The sequence below is a fragment of the Nonomuraea sp. NPDC004186 genome, assembly GCF_053603495.1.
In genome coordinates, this window is sequence record NZ_JBSGFQ010000056.1 from 32,056 (window position 1) to 54,011 (window position 21,956).

Genomic DNA, 21,956 nt, shown 5'->3' on the forward strand with positions numbered 1-21,956 from the left:
CCTACCGGGCCGGCGCGCGAAAGGGGCGGCACGGGGCCGAACCCCATGCCGCCCCTCTCAGGGAGCCGCTAGTCGCGGTCGTTGCTCACCGTGGTCTTCTGGACCTGCAGGAGGAACTCCGCGTTGGACTTGGTCTCCTTCATCTTCTCCAGGAGCAGCTCGAGCGCCTGCTGCATGTCGAGCGCGTGCAGCACCCGGCGCAGCTTCCAGACGATCTGGAGCTCGTCCTTGCCCATGAGGATCTCTTCCTTACGCGTGCCGGACGCGTCCACGTCCACCGCGGGGAAGATGCGCTTGTCGGCCAGGGAGCGGTTGAGCTTGAGCTCGGCGTTGCCGGTGCCCTTGAACTCCTCGAAGATGACCTCGTCCATCTTGGACCCGGTCTCGACCAGGGCCGTGGCGAGGATCGTCAGCGAGCCGCCGTTCTCGATGTTGCGGGCGGCGCCGAAGAAGCGCTTGGGCGGGTAGAGCGCCGTGGAGTCGACACCACCCGACAGGATGCGCCCGGACGCCGGGGCCGCCAGGTTGTAGGCGCGGCCGAGGCGGGTGATCGAGTCGAGCAGGACGACCACGTCGTGGCCCAGCTCCACCAGGCGCTTGGCCCGCTCGATGGCGAGCTCGGCGACCGTGGTGTGGTCTTCGGCCGGACGGTCGAAGGTCGAGTGGATGACCTCGCCCTTGACCGACCGCTGCATGTCGGTGACCTCTTCGGGCCGCTCGTCCACGAGCACGACCATCAGGTGGCACTCGGGGTTGTTGCGGGTGATCGCGTTGGCGATGGACTGCAGCACCATCGTCTTACCGGCCTTGGGCGGCGAGACGATGAGGCCGCGCTGGCCCTTGCCGATCGGCGAGACGAGGTCGATGATCCGCGTGGTGAGGATGTTCGGCTCGGTCTCGAGGCGCAGGCGCTCCTGCGGGTAGAGCGGCGTCAGCTTGTTGAAGTCAGGCCGGTTGCGGGCCTGGTCCGGGTCCATGCCGTTGACGGTGTCGAGGCGGACCAGGGCGTTGAACTTCTCGCGCCGCTCGCCGTCGCGGGGCTGCCTGACGGCGCCGGTGATGACGTCGCCCTTGCGCAGGCCGTTGCGGCGGATCTGGGCGAGCGAGACGTAGACGTCGTTGCTGCCCGGCAGGTAGCCGCTGGTCCTGACGAACGCGTAGTTGTCGAGGATGTCGAGGATGCCGGCGATCGGGATGAGCACGTCGTCTTCACCGACGACGGGCTCGCTGCCCTCGAAGCGGTCACGGCCACGGCCGCGGTTGCGCTCCCTGAAGCGGCCCCGGCGACCGCGCCCGCGATCGTCGTCGTCGCTGCCACCGCCGCGCTGGTCGCCACGCTGGTCGCTCCGGCCCGCGTCGGCGGCGCGCTCGCGCTGCTCACCGCGGCCACCGTCACGTCCACCGTCACGTCCACCGTCACGTCCACCGTCGCGGCCGAGGTCACGACCGCTGTCGCGCCCGCCGTCACGGCCGAGGTCACGGCCACTGTCGCGCCCGCCGTCACGGCTGTCACGGCCGTCACGGCCGTCACGGCCGCCGTCGCGGCTGCTCTCGACACGACCGCCCTCACCGCGGTCGCTGCCGGAGCGGTCGCCCCGCTCGCGGCGCTCACCGCGGCTGCGGCGCTCGCGACGGCTCTCGCCGCGCTCGGCGCGCGTGTCGCTCTGGCCGCTCTCCACGGCCTGGGCCTGCGGCTCCGCGACCGGCTCGGCCGGCGCGGCGGCCGCGACGGGCTCGGGGGCCACGGCGACGGGCTCCGCCGGCTGCGCGACGGGCTGGGCCGCGGGCTCCTCGGTGGTCTTGGCGCGGGAACGTTCCCTGCGCGTACGGGTGGGCCGCTCAGCGGCCGGGGCGGCGTCAGCCGCGGCGGCGGCGGGCGCCTCGGTGGCCGCGGCGGGAGCCGGAGCCGCCTCGCCGGAGCCGCCACCCTGCTTCTCCTGGATGGCCGCGATCAGCTGGCTCTTCCGCATGCGCCCGGTCCCGCTGATGCCCAGCTCCGCTGCCATCTTCTGCAGCTCGGGCAGCACCTTGGCGGACAGGCCGGTGCCGGAGCGACGCGCACGGGTGGCCTTCGCCGGTGCGCGGGTGGGGGTGTCGCCGGACGCCGGCTCTGCGCCTGATGCGTCGGAGAGGAGTTCGGTGGTGTCGCTCAACTAAAAGGTCCTTCCCAGGGGTCGGGCGCCGGTTTCGTTCTGCCGGGCGTCCCGGAGGTGCTTGCGATCCGGCGGGACAGACCGGGTCGGGGTGCACGCTGTGATCTTCGGCTGTCGCTGTGGACGGCCGCCACTCTTGGGGAGAGGCTCGTCCAAGCCGCCACAGGGCCGTGGCGCGTGGCTGACACCCCCCAGATTGCTGTCGCCAACCAGATGTCGATGTGATCGAACGCGCAGGTCCCCGTCGTCGCCGCCTCGTTTCGAGCCAACCGGGTGTGGGCCAACCGGAGGCAACGGAGTCCGGGGAGACAGCCGCGCTGCTCACGCCTCGCGACGTGAAACATGATGCAGCGATGTGTGGCTGACAAGCACGCACCCACCAAGGGGGCATCTGGTGCGGCTACCAGCCTAACATCACCAGCGCACACGGCTATTCCCTGAAGGTCTAAAGAGGCATCAGCGTGTCTCGGGGAACTGAACGTTCGCACCAACCGGGTCGACGTCCATTTGCTGGATGTGCCAGTCATTACCCACTTCTGGCGCGATCAAATCCTGCGTATCCGATGTCGAAAACGCAAGGACCGTGGGACCCGCTCCCGAAACGACGGCGGGCACGCCCACTGCACGGAGACGTTCTACCAGATTCGCGGTGTCCTGCATCGCAGGCGCGCGGTAATGCTGATGGAGTCGATCTTCGGTGGCGGCGAGCAGCAGCTCGGGCTCCGGTTGCCGGGTCAGCGCCGCGATCAGCAGCGCAGCCCTGCCGGCGTTGAACGATGCGTCCTTGTGGGGCACGTCCTTCGGCAGCAGCCCCCGTGCGGTCTCCGTGGCCAGCCGGGTGACAGGAACGACCACGACCGGGCGGATGCGCTCGTCAGGAGCCAGTTTCACCATATGCGGCGCCCCGGAGTGGTCGTACCAGGCCACGGTCAGTCCGCCGGCCAGACAGGGGGCCACGTTGTCGGGATGGCCCTCGATCTCCGTGGCCAGCGCGAAAACGTCGTCGTCCGAAAATCGCCCGCGCTCAGAAAGTTGTTCGCCCTCAGCCAAAGCGCGGGCCGCCAGGATGCCCGCGCAAAGGGCGGCCGACGAGGAGCCCAGCCCGCGCGCGTGCGGAATCCTGTTACGGCAGTGCAGGCGGATCCCGCTGGGCTGCGTGATCCCCATGCGGTCGAAGGTGGCCCGCATCGCCTTGACGACCAGGTGACCTTCTCCGAGATCCAGCTCACCCGCGCCCTCGCCCTCGACGGTGACGCGAGCCCCGGCCTCGTCGGTGAGCGCGGCCTCGACGTCGTCGTACAGGCTCAGCGCCAGCCCGAGCGCGTCGAACCCGGGACCCAGGTTCGCCGAGGTGGCGGGCACGCGAATCTCAACGGTCCGCACATGAACTCCCTGTCAGGCGAGGTTGAGCGCCGCCGCGGCGGCGTGGACGTCGATGGGGATGACGACGGGCGCGGGCGCGCCCGAGATCGCCCAGTCGGGGTCCTTCAGCCCGTTGCCGGTGACCGTGCAGACGATGCGCCGGCCCGGGTCGACGAGCCCCTGCGCGTGGGCCTGGAGAAGCCCCGCGACGCTGGCGGCCGAGGCCAGCTCCACGAACACGCCCTCCTCCTGCGCCAGCAGCTTGTACGCCGCCGCGATCTGCCGGTCGGTCACCGCCTGGATGACGCCGCCCGACTCGTCGCGCGCCGCGGTGGCCAGCGACCAGGAGGCCGGATTGCCGATGCGGATGGCGGTGGCGATCGTGTGCGGATGGGACACGGGAGCGCCCTGGACGATCGGCGCCGCCCCGCTGGCCTGGAAGCCGAACATGCGTGGCCGCCTGGTCGACACCCCGTCGGCCGCGTACTCCTGGTAGCCCATCCAGTACGCCGAGATGTTGCCCGCGTTGCCCACCGGGATGCAGTGGATGTCCGGGGCGTCACCCAGCGTGTCGACGATCTCGAACGCCGCCGTCTTCTGGCCCTGCAGCCGAAACGGGTTGACCGAGTTGACCAGCGCGATCGGGTAGCTGGACGACAGCTTGCGGGTCATCTCGAGACAGTCGTCGAACGACCCCTCGACCTGCAGCAGCGTGGCGCCGTGCACGAGCGCCTGGGCCAGCTTGCCCATGGCGATCTTCCCCCGTGGCACCAGCACGGCGCAGGTCAGCCCGGCGCGTACGGCGTAGGCCGCCGCCGACGCCGAGGTGTTGCCGGTGGAGGCGCAGATGACCGCCTTGGCCCCCTCCTCAACCGCCTTGCTGATGGCCATGGTCATGCCGCGGTCCTTGAAGCTGCCCGTCGGGTTGGCTCCCTCGACCTTCAGGTAGACCTCGCACCCCGTCAGCGCCGACAGACGGTTCGCGGGGACCAGCGGCGTGCCACCCTCGAGCAGCGTGATGACAGGCGTCTTCGGAGTGACAGGAAGACGCTCGCGGTATTCCTCGATGAGGCCACGCCACGACCTGCTCATGATGACTCCCTACCTGCGGTGTTGGGCACAGAGTGTACGGGGTGCGGCAGGCCGCCGCGGATCCGCGTCCACCGGCCGGACACATCCATTGGACAGGGGCACTATTCAGGAAATTCTCAGCATCTCCCGATAAGGTCTCGGGCCAGGGGGTCACCACCATGGACGCGCGTCCTGCTTTGACGCAGAACGACTATTCGCCGATCGCGGCGCCGGAGCTCGGCACCTGGTCACCCGCCCTTTCCGTGAGCGTGGTGATACCCGCTCACGGCGGGCAGGACCGGCTCGACCTGACACTCGCGGCGCTGGCGGCGCAGACGTACCCGGACCATCTCATGGAGGTCCTCATCGTCGACGACGGCAGCGAGCCTCCCATCCTGCTGCCCGAGATCCGGCCCGCCAACACCCGCGTCGTACGGGTGCGCGACGGCTGGGGCATCTCCAACGCCGTCAACACCGGCGCCAAGGCCGCCGACGGCGAGATCATCCAGCGTCTCGACGCCGACATGGTGGCCTGCCGCGAGCACATCGAGGCCCTGGCCCGCTGGCACCACGTGACGGACTATCTCGTCACAATCGGGATGAAGAAGTTCGTGGACGCGCCGCCGGTCACGCCGCGCCAGGTCTTCAGGGCGGGGCACCTGGGAGAGCTGTTCGACCTGGCCGGGGCCGTGTCCAGCTCCACCGAGGCGACGATCGCCAAGACCGACGGGCTGCGCAAGAGCCGCAACCCGTACCACGTGTGCACGGGGCCGACCTTCGCCCTGCCCCGGGAGGTCTTCCACGCAGTGGGCGGTCTCGACCCGAACGTGGCGCGGGGCGAGGACACCGAGTTCTCCTACCGGCTGGCCATGCACGGCGTGGTGTTCGTCCCTGACATGGACGCGCAGGCCGTGCACCTGGGGCTGCCCGCGCAGCACCGCGACAGGGAACGCGCCGTGCGGGCCGTGGAGCCGTACCTGGCGCACCGGATCCCGCTGCGCAGGGACCTGCGCAAGGACCGGGGGCGGCGGTGGCTGGTGCCGTACGTGGAGATCGTGCTCGACGTCACGGACACCTCCGAGTCGGTGGTGCGGCAGGCGGTGGCGGCGGCGCTGGACGGCAAGCTGCAGGACGTGGTGGTGACGCTGGTGGGGCCGTGGTCACGGCTGAACTCCGGGCGCCGGTCCGTCCTGTCGGACCCGTGCTTCGAGCTGCGGCTGATGCGTGACCTGTTCGCGCACGACGATCGCATCCGCCTGATCGACGAGGCCGCCCCAACGCCCGCGCCCACGCCGTTCCGCTACCGGGGGCCGGTCGACGTGCCGCTGCACCGGGCGACGTTGGAGCGCATGATCGAGTCGGTGCAGAAGGACCTCACCGGCGTGCTGATCGTCGACCTGCCCGACGGACGCACGGCCCGGCTGGAGCGCACCTCCGCCCTCGGCCGCGCCGTCCTGCTCACCGACCCGGGGACCGCCGACGTGGACGACCTCATCGCCACCACCCACGGGGTACGCCACGAGCCGCCGGACCGCTACTGGCCCGCGCCGGCTCCCGCGCGACCCGAACCGGTCACCATCCCCGCCCCGACTTCGGCCGCCGCCCCGGTGACCGTCTCGGTGCCGCCGGAGAACACGCCGGAGAACACGCTGCTGCGCCGCCTCAAGTCCGCCCTCCGCCCCAGCTGACCCCCCGGGCACGCGAAGGGGCGGGCGGGTCAGCCGCGCAGGCGTTTGCGCAAGGCGCGTTTCATGGTCGTCGACACCAGGACCCGCAGGCTCTGCTGGGCGCGGCCGGCCGCGGCCAGCTGGCGGCGCAGCGTGCCGACCTCGCGCCGCAGCTCCACGGTCGACTTGCGCCAGCGCCCCGCCTCGTCCCGCCACTTGGCCACCTGCGCCCGCAGCCGCTCCGCCTCCTTGGCCAGCCGGGCCGTCTCGGCCTGCGCCTCCAGGCGTGCCCGGTACGCCCCCCGCCGCCCGAGGATCGCCCCCGGCTCGGTCGTGAAGCCGTACGTCTCCGCCTCCACCCAGGTGACGCCCGACACCGAGTCCACCGCGTCGTCCAGGTCCTCCCCCGGCGTCACCACGATGCGGGCCCGGGCGAAGGCTGACGCGCGTTCCAGGCGGGCCGCGAGGACCCCCTGGGACGACTCGCGGAGCAGCACGTTCACCAGGCCGAGCCCCTCGTCGCGGGCCAGGTCGAGCAGGCGGGCGAGCGAGTCCTCGCCGGGGACCCAGCCGGACGGCAGGCGCAGCACGAAGGGCACGGCGGGGTCGACGGAGTCCGTGGCGGACAGGCGTACCCGGCCTTCGTGGCGATAGTGGCCCTGGACCAGCACCAGGTCGAGGTCGGGATCTTGCAGGGGGGAGCGACGGTCGCGGTCGAGGGTGTCCCAGGGCCCGAGGACGAGCACGGACAGGTCGGGTAACGTGCCGGCGAGCAGCGCGTCCACCGTCGCGCGCACCGAGTCGTAGCCCGCCGTGCCGTCCACCACCACGGTGACGTACGGCACCTTCCACTGCCGCCCGGGATGCCCGCGCAGCCACCGGTAGGCCGGGATGCGGTCGGCCACGAACGCGTGGCTCACCCGGTCGATCGGCTGTTTGCCGCGCATCCGCATGGTGGGCCCGAGGTGGTAGGCGCGGGCCGACGGCTCCGGCACGAAGACGGCGCCCGCCTGGCCGAGCCGGTAACCCATCTCGGTGTCCTGGCCCAGGATCAGCTCGTCGTCCATGGGTCCGGCGGCCTCGATCAGCCGGGCGTTGACCGAGGTCGCGCCCCCTACGTGCAGGCTGAACGGGCGCTGGGGGTTGTCGGTGAGGCCGTCGGTGCGCTCGACGAGATCGACGATCCAGGCGTGCGGCTCCGCGGGTTCGAAGTGCCTCTCCAGGTCGTCGGGGAGCTCGCGGGGCACCTCGGCGTCGGTGAAGCGGATGTAGCCGGTGACGACCAGGTAGGGGGCGGCGTGGTGCCAGCGCATGTGGGCCGCGATCGCGCCCGGGGTGAGCACCACGTCGGAGTCGAGCCAGTGGATCACGTCGCCGGTCGCCCCGGCCAGCCCGGCGTTGCGGGCGCTGGCCCGGCCCGGCTCCGCGCAGACGATCAGGCGCGTCCGCTCCGGGCGGACGGCGGGCAGGCGCAGCGGGGGCGCGCTGCCGTTGTCGACGACGATGACCTCGGTCAGCTCCGCCGGGTACGTCTGCCCGGCCAGCCCAGCGAGCACCAGGTCGAGCTTGTCCTGCCCGCCGTAGGCCGGGATGACCACGCTGACCGTGAGCTCCGGGGTGAGGTCTTCCTGGAGGGGTTCGAGGGTCCGGTAGTCGTTGCCGCGCACCCTGGCCGCACCGGTGACATCGGTGGTCATGCGGCTTCCATCAGCAGGCTCGGGCGGAAGCCGCGCCACTGGTTGGCGGCCACCTTGAGGAAGTGGGCGAGGGGCAGCTGCCAGGTGTGCTCGTCGCCGAGCCCCCGGCGCAGGACGTAGCCCAGCCCGTGGGTACGGTAGACACGCGCTCCAGCCTTTTGCGCTGCTTTGAGAAACTCGAGATCAACCGCCCGCGATAGCCTAGGAAATCCCCCAATTTCTTGAAATTTCGCCCGGGAAATCAAGATCGTCCCTCCGGCCACATGATCGGCCCACACCTCGCTCGGATACGCCGCCCCACTCGCGAAAGTCGTCCGCCGCACCGTGGCCCGCAGCGGCTCCAGGTAGAAGAACTCGGCCGTCGTCCCCACCACGTCGGCCCCCGAGTACGCCAGCGCCATGAGCAGATCCCCCAGGTGGCGCGGCCCGTACCAGTCGTCGTCATCCCATTTCACCAGGTAGTCGCCGCGCGCCAGGGCCGCCAACCGGTTGAGCACCTCTCCGAACGGAACGTCCTGAGAGACCTCGATCCATTTCACGGGCAGCGAACACGACTCGACCGCCTCCCGCACCTCCTCGAAGCCCACCCCGTGCAGCCCGAGCAGCACCTCGACCTCGACGTCCCGCTGCCGGCCCATCTGGGCCAGCGCCGCCCCCACCATCCCCGGCCGCTTGCTCGACATCACAATGCTCACCGAAGGGCTCACCGAAGGGCTGACCGGGGGCCTGGAGACGCGGTGCCCCAGGCGGCGCAGGCGTACGCTGTGCTCCTCCCGCCGCAGGTCGGCCAGCGAACGCGCGGTCCCGTCGGCCGCGTGGCCGAGCCAGCCGCGGTCGGTGAGCAGCGCGGCGAGGTCGCCGGGCACCCACGGCGCGGCGCGGCCGGCGGTCAGCGGGACCCCGGCGGCGGCCAGCCGCAGCAATCCCTCCAAGGGCACCTCGGCGGCGGGCCACTCGATCTCCAGACCGCGCAGCGGGCGCAGCGCGGGCACATCGGGGCGCTGGCCCTCCACCGCCCAGCCGTCGTGCGTCCAGTGCAGGCGGGCCAGCCCCTTCTCCGGCGTACGAGCGAAGCCACAAGGGGTGATGGACATGGGCCTCCTTGGGACTTGGTCGGCGCCTACCTTACGCCCGTTTTACTCACTGGTAGACGCGGCCGCCACATTCGGCAGGCCCTACGCCGCAGGTGGAGTGGAGGTGATTCTCAGTTTTCCTCCAGGAAGGTGTGGCACGGTAGGTGCCTGTTGTTTATTAAGGTGTCAATAATCCCGTGATGTCCTCGACGCCTCTGATGTTCCAAACGAAAGGTATGCGCGGATGCTCTCGCCCCGCCGACTGGCAGCGACCGCCGCACTCCTCGCAGCTCTCACCGCCGGCGTGCTCGCCCTGCTCCTCCTCGCCGGCCTGATCACTTTCGGCGCGGCAGCGGTCACGGTGGCCTTCCTGGTCACCCTGGCGGCCCTCGCCTTCCTCGTGCTCACCGTGCGCCGCCTCGACGGCAAGGCGCACCGCATCGATCTGCGGATCAAGAAGTACGAGGCCGAGCTGGCGAGGACCACGACCGCACTCAAGAACATCGAGACCAGGCTGGACCTGCTGGTGCAGGCCGTCGAGGACTCCGCCGGACGGCGGGCCGACGACCTCGGCGCCATCCTGGCCTCGCTCGGGGAGGACCGGGTCAACGCCATGGCGCGGGCGCGAGAGGTGGAGGAGCTGCGCGCGGAGGTTCGCGCGCTGGCCAGGGACTCCGTATGACGCGGGTCAGGCACAACGACTACGGGGCGCTGCGGCCGCCGGCGGTGGGGGCGTGGGAGCCCACGCTGCGGGTCTCCGTGGTCATCCCGGCCTACGACTGCGCGGAGGCGCTGGAGCGCACGGTCCCGGCGCTGGCGCGGCAGACGTACCCGGCCGAGCTGGTCGAGGTCGTGGTCGCGGACGACGGCAGCGAGCCGCCGCTGGAGGTGGCGGGCGCGCGGGTGGTACGCGTGGCCGACGGGTGGGGACGCGGCGCGGCCCGGCAGGCCGGGCAGCTCGCGGCCACCGGGGACGTGATCCACTGGCTCGACTCCGACATGCTCCTCGCGGACGACCACATCGAGGCTCATATGCGCTGGCACCACCTGATCGACCACGCGGTGGTGATCGGGGACGTCCGGTTCGTCGAGGAGCCGGGCGAGGAGGGCGTCCAGTCCGAGTACACGAGGAAGACCTTGGAGTCGACCCGGTGGCTCAAGGACGCGGGCGCCAGCGCGTACCTGCTGCACACGGGCGCGTCCACGTCCGTACGGGCCGAGCTGCTGCGCGCGGCGGGCGGCGTGGACACCTCCCTGAACATGGCGGAGGACACCGAGCTCGGATACCGGCTGGCGCAGGCGGGGGCGGTGTTCGTCCCCGACGCGCAGGCCAGGGCCTGGCACGTCGGCGCCTCCACCGTGATGCTGCGGGAGAAGGAGGTGCACCGGCACAACTGGTCCTTCCTGGGCGATCTCATCCCCGATCTGCGCTGGCTGCGCAGCCATCCCCGGCGTCACTGGCGGGTGCCGTACGTCCAGGTCGTCGTGACGGCGACCACCTACGAGCAGACGCGGGCGAGCGTGGACTCGGCCCTCGCGGGCACCCTCGCCGACGCGGCCGTCACCCTCGTCGGCCCCTGGGCCAAGCTGACCGGCGAACGCCGCTCCAGCCTCGACGACCCCCTCCTCGACCTGCGCCTGCTGCACAATCTCTACGCGCACGAGCCCCGGGTCATGTTCGCGGAGAGCGTACCCGCCTCCGCCGCGCCCGCCCCCTTCCTGCTCCGCGTTCCCACCGGGTGGACGCTGGGCGCCGACACGCTTTCCAGGCTGGTGAGCCACGCGGACGGCGACCTGCTCGGCCTGGTCAGCGTCGCGCTGTCGGAGGACGCCTCCGGGGTCGCGGCCGCCCGCCTGGAGCGCACGGCCGCCTTCTCCCGCGCCGCGCTCCACGAGGGCCGGGCCGACGACCTGGTGGACGAGATGTTCGGGTCGGAGTGGGTCAGCGGGGGCGAGTACGGGTTCGCGCCGGCGGAGGAGGCCGAGCCGCTGGCCGGCGAGCCCGCGAAATGGCGGGCGCTGGCCGGGGAGCGGCAGCGGGAGGTCAAGGAGCTGCGGACGGAGGTGGAGCGGCTCGCGGCCGAGGTCGAACGGCTGTCCGCCGAGCCGCCCGCCGACGAGGCCGCGGGACGGGGCGGGCTGAGCTCGCTGATCAGGCACCTGCGGAGCGCCGGATGATCCGTCAACTGCTGGCGGAGCTGCCCGGAGCGCGGGTCTTCTTCGCCGGGATCGACGACGTCGCCCCCCTCTACGCCACACCCGCCGGGGTGGGCGCGACCGCCCGCCGGCGCTCCTCGGGAACGTCCTGCGAGGCCCGGCAGGTCGTGGACCTCGATCGGGACCTGCTGGAGCCGCCCCACGAGGCCGAGCAGGTGGGCGAGGTCCTCGTGCTCGCCAGGACACCGGCCGACCTGCGAAGGATCGCGACGCTGCACAAGCTGCTGCCACAGGCCGAGCGGGTGGTCGTGGCCGTGCTCGACACGCCCGCCGCCCATCCCGCGCCGGTCCCCACCCCCACCCCCGCGCACCGGTGGCGGTCCTTGACGGATCTGCGGGTCTACCAGCCCAAAAACCGAGTCTGGGTGGTCGACGCCCGGTTCTCCTCCGTCACGCCCGCGGGCCGTACCGTGACCGCGACGGCGCGGGCGTTCGCGGGCCACCGCCTCGACGTGATCGCGGCCCCGGCGGCGGCGATCGCGGGCGTCGGGGCGGCCGACTGGCGCCCCGGCGACCCCAACGCGACCCCCGCCGAGGTGACAGGCCCGGTGCCCGAACGGGTCGGCGCGCCGGGCAGCGACGTGGTCCTGCGCACCCTCGGCCACCCGTCGATGGAGAGTGCGAGCGCCATTCAGGACGCCGTGGCATCGGGCGATGACGACGCCGAAACCGTGGAGTGGGCAGGGGACCAGACGCCCATCGAGCGGCCGACGTTGCGGGCGGTGACCTGGGAGCACCTCGGACGGCCGGGCATGGCCGACTCCCCGCTGGCCGATCCCGACGTGCTGGGCGAGCCCTCCATGGTCCCGCCCGTGGACGAACGCCTCGTGAACCCCCAGGGTTTCGTCACCACCCCCTCCCGCGGCCTGGCCTCCCTGGTGGAGCGGGACGGCCGGTGGTCGGTGGTGCTGGACGACAAGGTCGTGACGTCGTTCGCCGAGTCCGGCGGGGTCACCGACGCCGACGTGGCCAGGCTCCGGCAGATCCGCGGCGTCGACGTGGACTGGCGGCACGCGCACAGCGGTCCCCTGGCCGCCGTACGGGTGCTGACCGGCCTGGCCGCCGCCGGGGTGCCGCTGCGCGCGCAGGCCGTGCCGCGCTGGGCGGGCGCGCTCGGCGAGGAGATCGTCGAGCTCGTCGAGCACTGCCCGGACCTCTCGGACGACCTCCGGCGCGAGGAGCACAGCATCCGCCTGCGCCGCGCCGCGCTCCGTACGCACGGCGTCGCCGCGAGGTGGGAGCAGCTCGGCGCGCCCGCCCCCGCGCCCCCGCTCACCTCGGTCCTGCTGGCCACGCGCCGCACCGACATGGTGTCGTTCGCGCTCGACCAGGTCGCCCGCCAGCGCGGCGCCGAGCTCGAGGTGATCCTCGCGCTGCACGGCGTCCCGAAGGGCCACCCGGACGTGGCCAAGGCGATCGAGGCGTTCGAGGGCCAGCTGACCGTGTTCGAGGCGGATCGCCAGGACGTGTTCGGCGAGGTGCTGAACCACGCTGCCGCCATGGCCTCGGGTTCGTTCCTGCTGAAGATGGACGACGACGACTGGTACGGCCCCGACTTCCTGTCCGACCTGCTGCTGGCGCACTCGTACTCGGGCGCCCAGGTGGTGGGCACGGTGCCGGAGTTCGTGTACCTGACCTCCATCGACGTCACCGTGCACCGCAGGCAGGTCACCGAGCAGATCACCAGCTTCGTCGCCGGCGGGACGATCCTGGTGGAGCGCTCGGCCTTCCAGGCGGTGGGCGGGTTCCGGCCGTTGCGGCGCTCGGTGGACACCCAGTTCCAGGAGGCCCTGCAGGCGGCCGGGGGCCAGATCTACCGTACGCACGGGCTCGGCTACATCCTGCGCAGGGGCCCGGCGGCCAACCACACCTGGCAGGAGCCGATCGGGACGTTCCTTCAGCGCAACAGACAGCAGTGGCGCGGCTTCCGCCCGAACGCACTCATGGCCCTGGACGGGAGCCCTCTCCCATGACCGGCATCCCCCGTATCCGCCGCAACGACTTCGGCGTCCTCGCGCCGCCCGCTCTGGGCGCCTGGACGCCCACGCTCACCGTCACCATCGTCATCCCGGCCCACGACCGCCAGGAGACGCTGGACCTCACCCTGGCGGCCCTGTCCGCCCAGAGCTACCCCGAGCACCTGCTCGACGTCATCGTGGTGGACGACGGCAGCGCCACCCCGATCCACCTCCCGGAGCTCGTCCCGGCCAGGACCAAGCTGATCTCCAGCCCGCCGGGCGGCTGGGGCCGGGCGTGGGCCGTTCAGGCGGGTCTGGACACGGCGACCGGCGAGGTCGTCCTCGTCCTGGACGCCGACATGGTCCCGCACCGGCGCCACGTGGAGGCCCAGCTGCGCTGGCACCACCTGGCCCCGTACGTGGTGGTCCTGGGCTGGATCGACTTCACCGCCGCGACCGACCTCCCGACGCAGGAGCGGGTACGCCAGGCGCTGGAGTCGGACGAGGAGGGCGAGCTCTTCCCGCTGTCACCGCACCGCCACGACTGGGCCGAGCAGATCATCCACGACCACGACGGCCTGCGCACCGCCCCCAGCTCCCTGGCCACCCGCATCCACGTGGGCGCCACGGCGTCGTACCCGGCCGAGCTCCTGCGCTCGATCGGCGGCCTGGACACGTCCCTGGTGCTGGCCGAGGACACCGAGCTGGGCTACCGGCTCACCCAGGCGGGCGTGGTGTTCGTCCCGGACCCGGAGTCCCGCGCCTGGCACGTCGGGCTGCCGACGGCGATGCGCGACTTCGCGGCGCTCAAGCGCTACAACGACCCTTTCGTCGCCGACCGGGTCCCCTACCGCCGCTATCTCCGCACGGATCCGGGCCGCCAGTGGCTGGTGCCGTACGTGGACGCGACGGTGCCGGCGGGCCCGTACGAGGACGTGCGGGCGACGGTGGACGGCCTCCTGGCCGGCACGATCCCGGACGTCAGGGTCACCGTCCCCGGCCCCTGGGAGTCCCTGACCGCCGGACGCCGCTCCCCGCTCGCCGACCCGCACCTCGACCTCCGCCTCATCCAGGCCAACTTCGCCGGCGACCCCCGCGTCCACCTGACCAGCCCCCTGGAGGGGACGGCCCCGTTCCGGCTCTCGGTGCCGCCCGGCTGGGTCCCGTCGGAGGACACGGTGGAACGCCTGGTGGACCACATGGAGCAGTACGACCTGGGCTCCCTCTGCCTGGCCCTGGACGAGACGGCGCACGGCGTCACGATGGCCAGGCTGGACCGCACGGCCGCCGAGTCGAGAGCCGCCCTGGTGGCCGCCCCTGACGACGAGTGGGACGACCTGATCGACGCCCTCTTCGGCCTGGAGTGGCTGGACGGGGAGAGCTGGGGATTCAAGCGCCGCCCCGCCGTCTACCCGCCGCGCAAGAGGCCCGTCCCGGAGCTCGACCGGCTCAGCGCCGAGCACGAGAAGAAGATCGCCCTCTACCGCAAGCGCACCGCCGCCCTCCGCGCGGAGCTCGCGCAACTGCGGCGGGAGACGGGCAAGAACGCCAGGGACGCGGCGCGCTGGCGAGAGAAGGCCGAGGCCTGGCGCAGGGAGGCGGTCCGCCTCGCCCGCGCCCAGAACCGCACGGTGCTCAAGCGAGCCGTCCGCAAGGTCCGCGCCCTGGCCTTCCCCGACGACTCCCCCGCGCGCGAAGGCTAGTCGTCGCCCTCCACGCGCATGACGCCGGCGACGGCGCGGACGATGTCCAGCTCGCGCAGCCCCTCCATGGTCGCCGACAGCGCGGCGTCCGTGGCGCGGTGGGTGACGATGACGAGCTGGGCATCGTCGCCGTGCCCCTCCTGGCGCACCGTCTGGATCGACACGTCGTGCTTGGCGAACAGCTCCGCCACCCGCGCCAGCACGCCCGGCTTGTCGGCCACGTCGAGCGCCACGTGGCAGCGCGTGACCGTGTCGCCCATGGGATGGGCCACCAGGTCCGCGTACGTCGACTCCTCCGGCCCGCGCGTGCCCGCCAGGCGGTTGCGGGCGACGGCCACCAGGTCGCCGAGGACCGCGGAGGCCGTCGGCGCCCCGCCCGCCCCCTTGCCGTAGAACATCAGCTGCCCCGCCGACTCCGCCTCCACGAAGACCGCGTTGTACGCCTCCCGCACCCCGGCCAGCGGATGCGAGCGCGGGATCATCGCGGGGTGCACCCGCACCCCGAACGAGCGGCCGTCGTCGGAACGGGCGCAGATGGCCAGCAGCTTGATGACGTAGCCCATGGCCTTGGCCGAGGCCACGTCGGTGGCGGTGATCTCGGTGATGCCCTCGCGGTGCACCTCGGCGGCCGTCACGCGGCTGTGGAAGGCGAGCCCGGCCAGGATGGCGGCCTTGGCGGCGGCGTCGAAGCCCTCGACGTCGGCCGTCGGGTCGGCCTCCGCATAGCCGAGCGTCTGGGCCTCCTCCAGGGCGTCGGTGAAGGACGCGCCCGTGGTGTCCATCTTGTCGAGGATGTAGTTGGTGGTGCCGTTGACGATGCCGAGCACGCGCTTGACGTGGTCGCCCGCCAGCGACTCGCGCAGGGGACGCAGCAGCGGGATGGCGCCGGCCACGCTGGCCTCGAAGTAGAGGTCGCCGTTGCCCTGCCTGGCGGCCTCGTGCAGGGTGCCGCCGTCCTCGGCCAGCAGCGCCTTGTTGGCGGTGACCACGGACTTGCCCTTGGACAGGGCCGCGACGATCAGCGCGCGGGCGGGCTCGATGCCGCCGATGACCTCGATGACGATGTCGACGTCGTCGCGCGTGACCAGCGCCTCGGCGTCGGTGGTGAGCAGCGAGGGGTCCACCTCGACGTCGCGCTTGCGGCCGAGCCGGCGTACGGCGACCCCGGCCAGCTCCAGCGGGGCGCCGATGCGCGCGGCCAGGTCGGCGGCCTGCTCGTGCATGAGCCTGATGACCTGCGAGCCGACGACGCCACAGCCCAGCAGCGCCACTTTCAGCGGTTTCACAGCTGCCCCCTCAACAGGTCGTCCTCGGTCTCGCCCTGCACGATCACGCGCGACTTGCCGCCGGAGACGGCGACCACGGCGGGCTTGGGCAGGTAGTTGTAGTTGCTGGCCAGCGACCGGCAGTAGGCGCCGGTGGCCGCCACCGCGATCAGGTCGCCGGGGGCGAGGTCCGCGGGCAGGTGGAAGTCGCGCACGATGATGTCGCCGCTCTCGCAGTGCTTGCCGACCAGGCGGCTGAGCATGGGCTCGGCGGTGCTCTCGCGGCTGACCAGCGCCGCGGTGTATTCGGCGCCGTAGAGGGCGGTGCGCACGTTGTCGCTCATGCCGCCGTCGATGCTCACGTACGTGCGCAGGCCCTCGACGTCCTTGACGGTGCCGACCGAGTAGAGGGTGATGCCGCCGGGCCCGACGATGGTGCGCCCCGGCTCCACGGTCAGCCTGGGCACGGGCAGGCCCGCGTCCGTGCACACCTTGGTGACGATCTCGCGCAGCCCGTCGGCCAGCTCCTTGATGTCGGGCGCCTCGTCGCCCTCGACGTAGGCGATGCCGTAGCCGCCGCCCAGGTCGAGCTCGGGCAGCACGACGCCGTGCTCTTCCTTGATCTGCACGAGCAGCGCGGTCAGGCGCCTGGCCGCCACCTCGAACCCGGCCGTGTCGACGATCTGGGAGCCGATGTGCGAGTGGAGCCCGACGAGCTCGAGCTGCGGCAGGGCGAGGATCCGGCGTACGGCCTCCGCGGCCGCCCCGGTGTTGAGCGACAGCCCGAACTTCTGGTCGTCGTGCGCCGTCGCGATGAACTCGTGCGTGTGCGCCTCGACCCCGGTGGTCACCCGGATCATCACCTTGGGCCGCTTGCCCAGCTGCTGGGCGAGGTGGCCGAGCCGGGCGATCTCCTCGTACGAGTCGACCACGACGTGGCCGACCCCGACCTCCAGCGCCCTGGTCAGCTCGGAGACGGACTTGTTGTTGCCGTGCATGGTGATGCGCTCGGGCGGGAACCCGACGCTGAGCGCCACCGCCAGCTCGCCGCCGCTGGCCACGTCGAGCCCAAGGCCCTCGTCGTCGAGCCAGCGGACGATCTCCTTGCACAGGAACGCCTTGCCCGCGTAGTGGACCTCGGAGCCGGCGAAGGCCGTGGCGTAGTCGCGCATGCGCGAGCGTACGTCGTCCTCGTCGAGGACGTAGAGCGGCGTGCCGTGCTCGCGAGCCAGCTCGCGCACGTCGACGCCGCCGACAGTGAGCGTGCCATCGGTCCGGGTCGACGTTCGCGGCCAGATCGCTGGGTTGATCCGGTTGAGGTCGGCGGGCGCCAGCGGAGGGCGCTCGTGGGGCAGCATCTCGGCGTGCCGGTCCCCGGCGGGATGGACGAATCGACTCACCTGATCGAGGCTATCGGAACCGCAACTAAGCCATGACCCTCTGCCCACGTATCGAGACGCGATCAAGCCCCAGAAGGGATATTTTTACGATTTTTCGCCGTTTGGCCGAATATTTTGCGACCCGCTACATCCGTTCCGGCCCAGGAAGCACACCAGTCACAGTCTCGGCCAGCCGCACCCGCGCCGTGTGCACCGGCCCCGGCGCCTCGTCGCCGACCGGGACGGCGGGCGCGTGCTCGTGCGCGTCGTGATAGGCCAGAGCCAGCCGCACGAGGTACGTCTCCCATCCCGGCTCCCTGCTGACCTTCCGGCCGGGCAGCTCGGCCAGCACCCGCAGCACCCGCCGGTCGTACGGGCCGTCTAGCAGCTCCCCCCTGAACCCCTCCGACGGCACCCCCAGTTCCCGCGCCCACCTGAGCACCGCGCGGGCCCGGGCGTGCCCGTACCGCACCACGAACCCCGGGTTGTCCCAGGTCCGCGGGAAGTCCGGCCACGGGGGCTCCGGGATGTCGAGCGGCTCGACGCCCGCCAGCAGCTCCCCCGGCTCGCCGACGACGATCCGCAGGAACCCGTCCCGCCGGACCTCCACCAGGGACACCCCGTCCAGCTCCCGCACCCGCCCGGCGAGCGACTCGGCGGGGACCTTCCGGCGCAGCGCCGCGGCGGAGACGTAGACGGCCTCCCCCTCCCACGTCCCCTCGGGCACCGGCGGCTCCCCCAGCACCTCGGCCAGTTCCGCGGGTGTCATGGTCGAACCCTAGCCCGGGGGCTCAGATGAGCGCGTGCGGCTCGGCGGAGCCGTACTCGACCAGGTGGGCCGCCCCGAGCAGCCAGCGGTCCTCGTCGCGTACCCGCACGTAGCCGAACCGGTCGGCCGAGAACACCTTGATCCCGTCCGTCCGGCACTGCCGCATGAGCACCTCGTCCCACCCGTCCGTGAGGTCGGCGAAACCGATCTCACGCAGGGTGTTGCGGCGGGCCAGGAGGGTCGCCCCGGCGATCTCGGGGAGGTAGGCGTACTCGGCCTCGGGCTGCTTGAGCAGCGTGGCCTGCGGCTTGCGGAGGTGGGCGTAGAAGGCCGCCTTGCCGACGATGTCGGCGGTGCTGAAGAGGAACGCCCGCCGCAGGTCCGACAGGTAGTGCGGGCCGTAGACGTCGCGCGGGTCCATGACCGCCACCAGGTCGGCCTCGCACAGGTCGATGCCGGCGTCGAGCATCGCGCCCTCGGTCATCGCCGGGTGCGGGCGGCGGTAGACGACCTCCACGTCCGGCAGCACGTCGCGGGCCCGCAGCTCCGACTCCGGCGGCCCGATGACGATGAGCTGGTCGACCCCCGACTGCTTGGCGACCTGCGCCAGCGCGTGCTCCATCAGGTACGGGTCCATGATCGGCAGCAGCACCGAGGTGTTGAGCGTGGCGCGGGCGCTGGGCAGGCCGATCGCGTCGAGGAGCTCGTCGACCCGCTCGGTCATCGTGCCCATCTGGTACGCCCGCCGCAGCGCCACGTGCGCCCGCCGCGTGTCGGCCTCGGTGCCGATGGGCGTGCCGCAGGCGGCGAGCTCGGCCAACCGCCACTGGGGCGTGCCCGGCGGGCAGTCCACCGCGGCCGGCCAGCGGTAGGAGGTCAGCACGTCGGGGTACGTCAGGTGCCCGGGCAGGAGCTGGTCCAGCGTGAGGAGCCGGTCGATGCGCCCGCCGGAGAGCGGCAGCGGGTTGTGCACCCGCGGCTGCACCCCGAACTGCAACCGCGGCCAGGCCACCGTGAGATCGGTCGTGAACCGGTGCTCGAACAGCTCGGCCGCCGCCGCGTACGCGGCCACGTCGCCCCGCGTGTGCCAGAAGACCGTGCGGATGCCGCGCTCGGCGCACCAGGCCAGCAGCGCCTTGAGCCCTTCGCCCGGCTCGCCGGTGATCTCCTCGGCCCACGGGCCGTGCTCGACGGACTCGACCACCAGCAGGTGCGGCACCTCCAGCGGGAGCACCCTGGCGAAGTCGCGCGGCGTGAAGCCGGTCGTCTGCCGCCACTCGTACCGCAGCAGCGCCTCGGCGTGCGGGTCGGCGATGACCGCGGCAGTCAGGTGCGGCCTGGTGTTGGGTCCCGTCGGCACCCGGAAGGGCTTGAGCTTGAAGGAGGCGCCCCCGAGCGTCCTGGTCGTGGTGGTGGCCTGGAACGCCGCCCCGGGGCGCTCGTCCTTGGCCTTGGCGGCCGTGGGGGGCTTGCGCTTGGGCGCGATGGGCCGCTTGACGGGCTTGGCCGCGCCCCTGAGCCCCTTGGCCAGCCTGACCGGGTTGCTCTTGCCGCTCTTGATCGCGTCACCGAGGCGGTTCCAGCGTGCGACCTTGATCGAGGACAGCTTCCAGTTGGCCACCTCGGCCTGGAAGCGCTGCTCGGCCAGCTCCCTGCGCAGCTTGTCGGCGGCCGCCTGCTCGACCTCCAGCCGATCCTCGGCCTCGCTCAGCCGCTCGGCCAGCGACCTGGCCTCCGCGGCGCTCTGCTCGGCGGCGGCCAGCTTGGCCTCGGCGGCGTCCAGCAGCCTGGCCAGCTCGGCGGCGCGCTCGGCCTGCGCGACGGCATCCCGCAACGCCCGGCGTGTGCTTTCAAGCTCAGTAGTCACCGGGCCTCCTTCGTCGGCCCGGTGACCAAGACGCTGTATCCGATTGTTCCCTCGCTGCGCTCGCTCACGCGACCTCCGCTCCCTCAGCCCGGCAAAGGATACTCTTTTTGCCTGAAGCGTCTCGAAGGGATGAGATCCGGTGCAGTTCAACGTGCGGCCCTACGTCTGCGGCGCTCTCGGCCGGATCGACCCCGCCATACTCGGCAAACTGACCGCGGCGGGCCCGAGACTCCTGCCCGCGCTCCAGTCGGCCGACGCGGCGCTGTTCAGCTCGGCGCCGCTGCCGCCCTACCACCGCCTGGGGCACGCGTACGCGTTCTCCTGGGGCGAGCGCAAGCCGTCCGGCGACGACGACTGGATGACGGTCGCGGAGACGTTCGAGACCCCCGGGCTGATCGGCGACGCCGACAGTGTCACGCTCCACACGGGCGCCCTGGGCCTCGTGGACGTCTACTACGTCCGCCTCGGCGACGCGGTCTACTTCTCGTCGCAGATCCAGCCGCTGCTCAGCCTGGTGCCGGTCGAGATCGACTGGTCGGCGTGGGCGTCGATCCTGCAGGTGACGTTCCCGCTGGGCGAGGCGACGCCGTACGCGGGCGTCAAGCGGCTGCCCGGCTCCAGCGCCCTGGTGTGGCGGCACGGCAGGCTCGCGACCGAGCGCAGGCTGCCGCGCTGGCTGCGTTCGGAGCCGTACGAGCGGTGGATCAGCCCGCGCGAGATCGTCGAGCTGCTCGACGAGGTCTACCAGGACTACGACGGCCGCAAGCTGCTCGTGCCGGTCAGCGGCGGCTACGACTCCCGGCTGCTGGCGAGCGTGGCCAAGGCCCGCGGGATGGACGTCGAGTCCTGGACGACCAGCCCGGACGACGGCACCGACACCGACATCGCGTTCGCCAGGTCGATCACCAGGGAGCTGGGCATCGCCCACCGGGTGATCACCCAGGACGCCGCCGACTACCCGGACGACGTCGTGGAGGTGGCCCGCAGGCTCGAATACCTGACGCCGCACCACGCCTGGTACGCGCCCTTCGCCAAGGAGGTGCACAAGGCGGGCCGGGTCCTGGTCGACGGCCTGGCCGGCGGGCCGCTGCTGAAGAACTTCATGGTCAGCGGGGCCGCGCTGGAGGCCACGACGCAGGCCGAGCGCTCGGCGGCCGTGCTCGGCTCTCTGTCGCTGGGGGCTCCCTCGCAGCCGTTCCTGTCCAAGGCCGCCGCCCAGTGGATGGAGGAGACCGTGCGCGAGCAGTTCCTGGCCGCCACCTCCATGCTCCACGGGCACCGCGCCGAGCTGCCGCTGTCGGTGCTGCACACCAGGACCGTGCGCGGCATCGCGCGCTCCGCGGTGAACCTGGTGGGGCCCGAGGCGTCGTTCGCGGCGCCGTTCATCGACCCGCGCTTCTTCGACGCCGCGTTGTCGGTCGGCGTGGCCCGCAAGGACAAGGGCCGTTTCTACCGCGAAGTGCTCCACGCGGCCAATCCACGGGTGGCCGCACTCCCCTCGACGAATGTGGTCAAGCAGCCGCTCCAAAGGGTGCCGCTGCGTTCGACGGCCGCCCCCGCCCGAAATTATTCGCACCGCATGCTGGAGACTGTGGTGAGAAGCGTGCCGGGACTGCTGTCGGACGAGCTGCACGAGGTGGTCTCAGGCGGTCCCGACGCTCTGACCAGGTTCAACGGCTGGAACGATCGGTTCTGGGTGCGGGGGTTGGTGCTCTTCGGGCTGTGGCTGAGCGACTTCGAGAACGACCTCTCGGACCTCGCGCCACCTTTTTAGT

General features: G+C 72.0%; 15 protein-coding genes. 6 read left to right on the forward strand and 9 right to left on the reverse strand.

Translation table 11 applies throughout. The features are described 5' to 3' along the window. Positions 1 to 68: 68 nt before the first annotated feature. From rho to thrC, 3 genes are all read right to left on the reverse strand, one after another. Positions 69 to 2,153: a transcription termination factor Rho gene (gene rho, locus ACWEPL_RS36825; protein WP_452438903.1), complete on the reverse strand. Its 2,085-nt coding sequence runs from the start codon at positions 2,151 to 2,153 to the stop codon at positions 69 to 71. A gap of 456 nt (positions 2,154 to 2,609) precedes the next feature. Continuing rightward, positions 2,610 to 3,536, reverse strand: a complete 927-nt coding sequence (gene thrB, locus ACWEPL_RS36830) for a homoserine kinase (protein WP_452438904.1) — start codon at positions 3,534 to 3,536, stop codon at positions 2,610 to 2,612. A 12-nt stretch (positions 3,537 to 3,548) separates the two neighbouring features. Beyond that, a complete protein-coding gene (gene thrC / locus ACWEPL_RS36835) occupies positions 3,549 to 4,607 on the reverse strand; it encodes a threonine synthase (protein ID WP_452438905.1) in 1,059 nt (352 codons plus the stop codon). 158 nt (positions 4,608 to 4,765) lie between these two features. On the opposite strand from thrC, the gene ACWEPL_RS36840 reads away from it, so the two are divergent. Continuing rightward, positions 4,766 to 6,274 carry a glycosyltransferase gene (locus ACWEPL_RS36840; RefSeq protein ID WP_452438906.1) on the forward strand — a complete coding sequence of 503 codons (1,509 nt, stop codon included), beginning with the start codon at positions 4,766 to 4,768 and terminating at the stop codon, positions 6,272 to 6,274. A 29-nt stretch (positions 6,275 to 6,303) separates the two neighbouring features. Here the strand turns inward: ACWEPL_RS36840 and ACWEPL_RS36845 are convergent, their stop codons facing one another. Then, a complete protein-coding gene (locus tag ACWEPL_RS36845; RefSeq protein WP_452438907.1) occupies positions 6,304 to 7,950 on the reverse strand; it encodes a glycosyltransferase in 1,647 nt (548 codons plus the stop codon). After that, on the reverse strand, positions 7,947 to 9,044 hold the full coding sequence (locus ACWEPL_RS36850) for a glycosyltransferase family 2 protein (RefSeq protein WP_452438908.1): 1,098 nt from the start codon (positions 9,042 to 9,044) through the stop codon (positions 7,947 to 7,949). Before ACWEPL_RS36850 ends, ACWEPL_RS36845 begins: the two co-directional genes overlap by 4 nt. A 223-nt stretch (positions 9,045 to 9,267) precedes the next feature. Between ACWEPL_RS36850 and ACWEPL_RS36855 the strand changes: the two genes are divergently transcribed. From ACWEPL_RS36855 to ACWEPL_RS36870, 4 genes are read left to right on the forward strand one after another with little or no spacing between them, the layout of a single operon-like run. Next, positions 9,268 to 9,705 (forward strand): hypothetical protein, encoded by a 438-nt coding sequence (locus tag ACWEPL_RS36855; RefSeq protein ID WP_363962781.1) that lies wholly within the window; start codon positions 9,268 to 9,270, stop codon positions 9,703 to 9,705. Then, complete coding sequence (locus ACWEPL_RS36860; RefSeq protein WP_452438909.1) at positions 9,702 to 11,201, forward strand: glycosyltransferase; 1,500 nt, start codon at positions 9,702 to 9,704, stop codon at positions 11,199 to 11,201. The genes ACWEPL_RS36855 and ACWEPL_RS36860 overlap by 4 nt, the downstream gene beginning before the upstream one ends. Continuing rightward, the gene (locus ACWEPL_RS36865) at positions 11,198 to 13,213 is read left to right on the forward strand and encodes a glycosyltransferase (RefSeq protein ID WP_452438910.1); all 2,016 of its coding nucleotides are present in this window, start codon (positions 11,198 to 11,200) and stop codon (positions 13,211 to 13,213) included. The genes ACWEPL_RS36860 and ACWEPL_RS36865 overlap by 4 nt, the downstream gene beginning before the upstream one ends. After that, positions 13,210 to 14,901 (forward strand): glycosyltransferase, encoded by a 1,692-nt coding sequence (locus ACWEPL_RS36870; protein WP_452438911.1) that lies wholly within the window; start codon positions 13,210 to 13,212, stop codon positions 14,899 to 14,901. The genes ACWEPL_RS36865 and ACWEPL_RS36870 overlap by 4 nt, the downstream gene beginning before the upstream one ends. Here ACWEPL_RS36870 and ACWEPL_RS36875 read toward each other — a convergent pair. The 4 genes from ACWEPL_RS36875 to ACWEPL_RS36890 all read right to left on the reverse strand — a co-directional run bounded on the left by ACWEPL_RS36875 (position 14,898) and on the right by ACWEPL_RS36890 (position 20,181). After that, positions 14,898 to 16,187: a homoserine dehydrogenase gene (locus tag ACWEPL_RS36875; protein WP_363962777.1), complete on the reverse strand. Its 1,290-nt coding sequence runs from the start codon at positions 16,185 to 16,187 to the stop codon at positions 14,898 to 14,900. The two genes, ACWEPL_RS36870 and ACWEPL_RS36875, sit on opposite strands and share 4 nt — an antisense overlap. After that, entirely contained in the window at positions 16,184 to 17,566 is a 1,383-nt protein-coding gene (lysA, locus tag ACWEPL_RS36880; protein ID WP_350729989.1) for a diaminopimelate decarboxylase, read from the reverse strand. The genes ACWEPL_RS36875 and lysA overlap by 4 nt, the downstream gene beginning before the upstream one ends. Before the next feature lie 124 nt (positions 17,567 to 17,690). Next, positions 17,691 to 18,314, reverse strand: a complete 624-nt coding sequence (locus ACWEPL_RS36885) for an anticodon-binding protein (RefSeq protein WP_452438912.1) — start codon at positions 18,312 to 18,314, stop codon at positions 17,691 to 17,693. A gap of 22 nt (positions 18,315 to 18,336) precedes the next feature. After that, positions 18,337 to 20,181, reverse strand: coding sequence for a hypothetical protein (locus tag ACWEPL_RS36890; protein WP_452438913.1), 1,845 nt, complete (start codon positions 20,179 to 20,181; stop codon positions 18,337 to 18,339). 139 nt (positions 20,182 to 20,320) lie between these two features. Here ACWEPL_RS36890 and ACWEPL_RS36895 point away from each other — a divergent pair, with 139 nt between their 5' ends. After that, the gene (locus ACWEPL_RS36895; protein WP_363962774.1) at positions 20,321 to 21,955 is read left to right on the forward strand and encodes an asparagine synthetase B family protein; all 1,635 of its coding nucleotides are present in this window, start codon (positions 20,321 to 20,323) and stop codon (positions 21,953 to 21,955) included. Position 21,956: the final 1 nt, after the last annotated feature.

Excerpts from the sequence above, each read along its gene's own strand:
- thrC (WP_452438905.1), bottom strand. The coding sequence starts at position 4,607 with ATGAGCAGGTCGTGGCGTGGCCTCATCGAGGAATACCGCGAGCGTCTT.
- ACWEPL_RS36845 (WP_452438907.1), bottom strand. The coding sequence starts at position 7,950 with ATGACCACCGATGTCACCGGTGCGGCCAGGGTGCGCGGCAACGACTAC.
- ACWEPL_RS36865 (WP_452438910.1), top strand. The coding sequence starts at position 11,198 with ATGATCCGTCAACTGCTGGCGGAGCTGCCCGGAGCGCGGGTCTTCTTC.
- ACWEPL_RS36860 (WP_452438909.1), top strand. The coding sequence starts at position 9,702 with ATGACGCGGGTCAGGCACAACGACTACGGGGCGCTGCGGCCGCCGGCG.
- ACWEPL_RS36885 (WP_452438912.1), bottom strand. The coding sequence starts at position 18,314 with ATGACACCCGCGGAACTGGCCGAGGTGCTGGGGGAGCCGCCGGTGCCC.
- ACWEPL_RS36850 (WP_452438908.1), bottom strand. The coding sequence starts at position 9,044 with ATGTCCATCACCCCTTGTGGCTTCGCTCGTACGCCGGAGAAGGGGCTG.
- ACWEPL_RS36870 (WP_452438911.1), top strand. The coding sequence starts at position 13,210 with ATGACCGGCATCCCCCGTATCCGCCGCAACGACTTCGGCGTCCTCGCG.
- ACWEPL_RS36855 (WP_363962781.1), top strand. The coding sequence starts at position 9,268 with ATGCTCTCGCCCCGCCGACTGGCAGCGACCGCCGCACTCCTCGCAGCT.
- ACWEPL_RS36840 (WP_452438906.1), top strand. The coding sequence starts at position 4,766 with ATGGACGCGCGTCCTGCTTTGACGCAGAACGACTATTCGCCGATCGCG.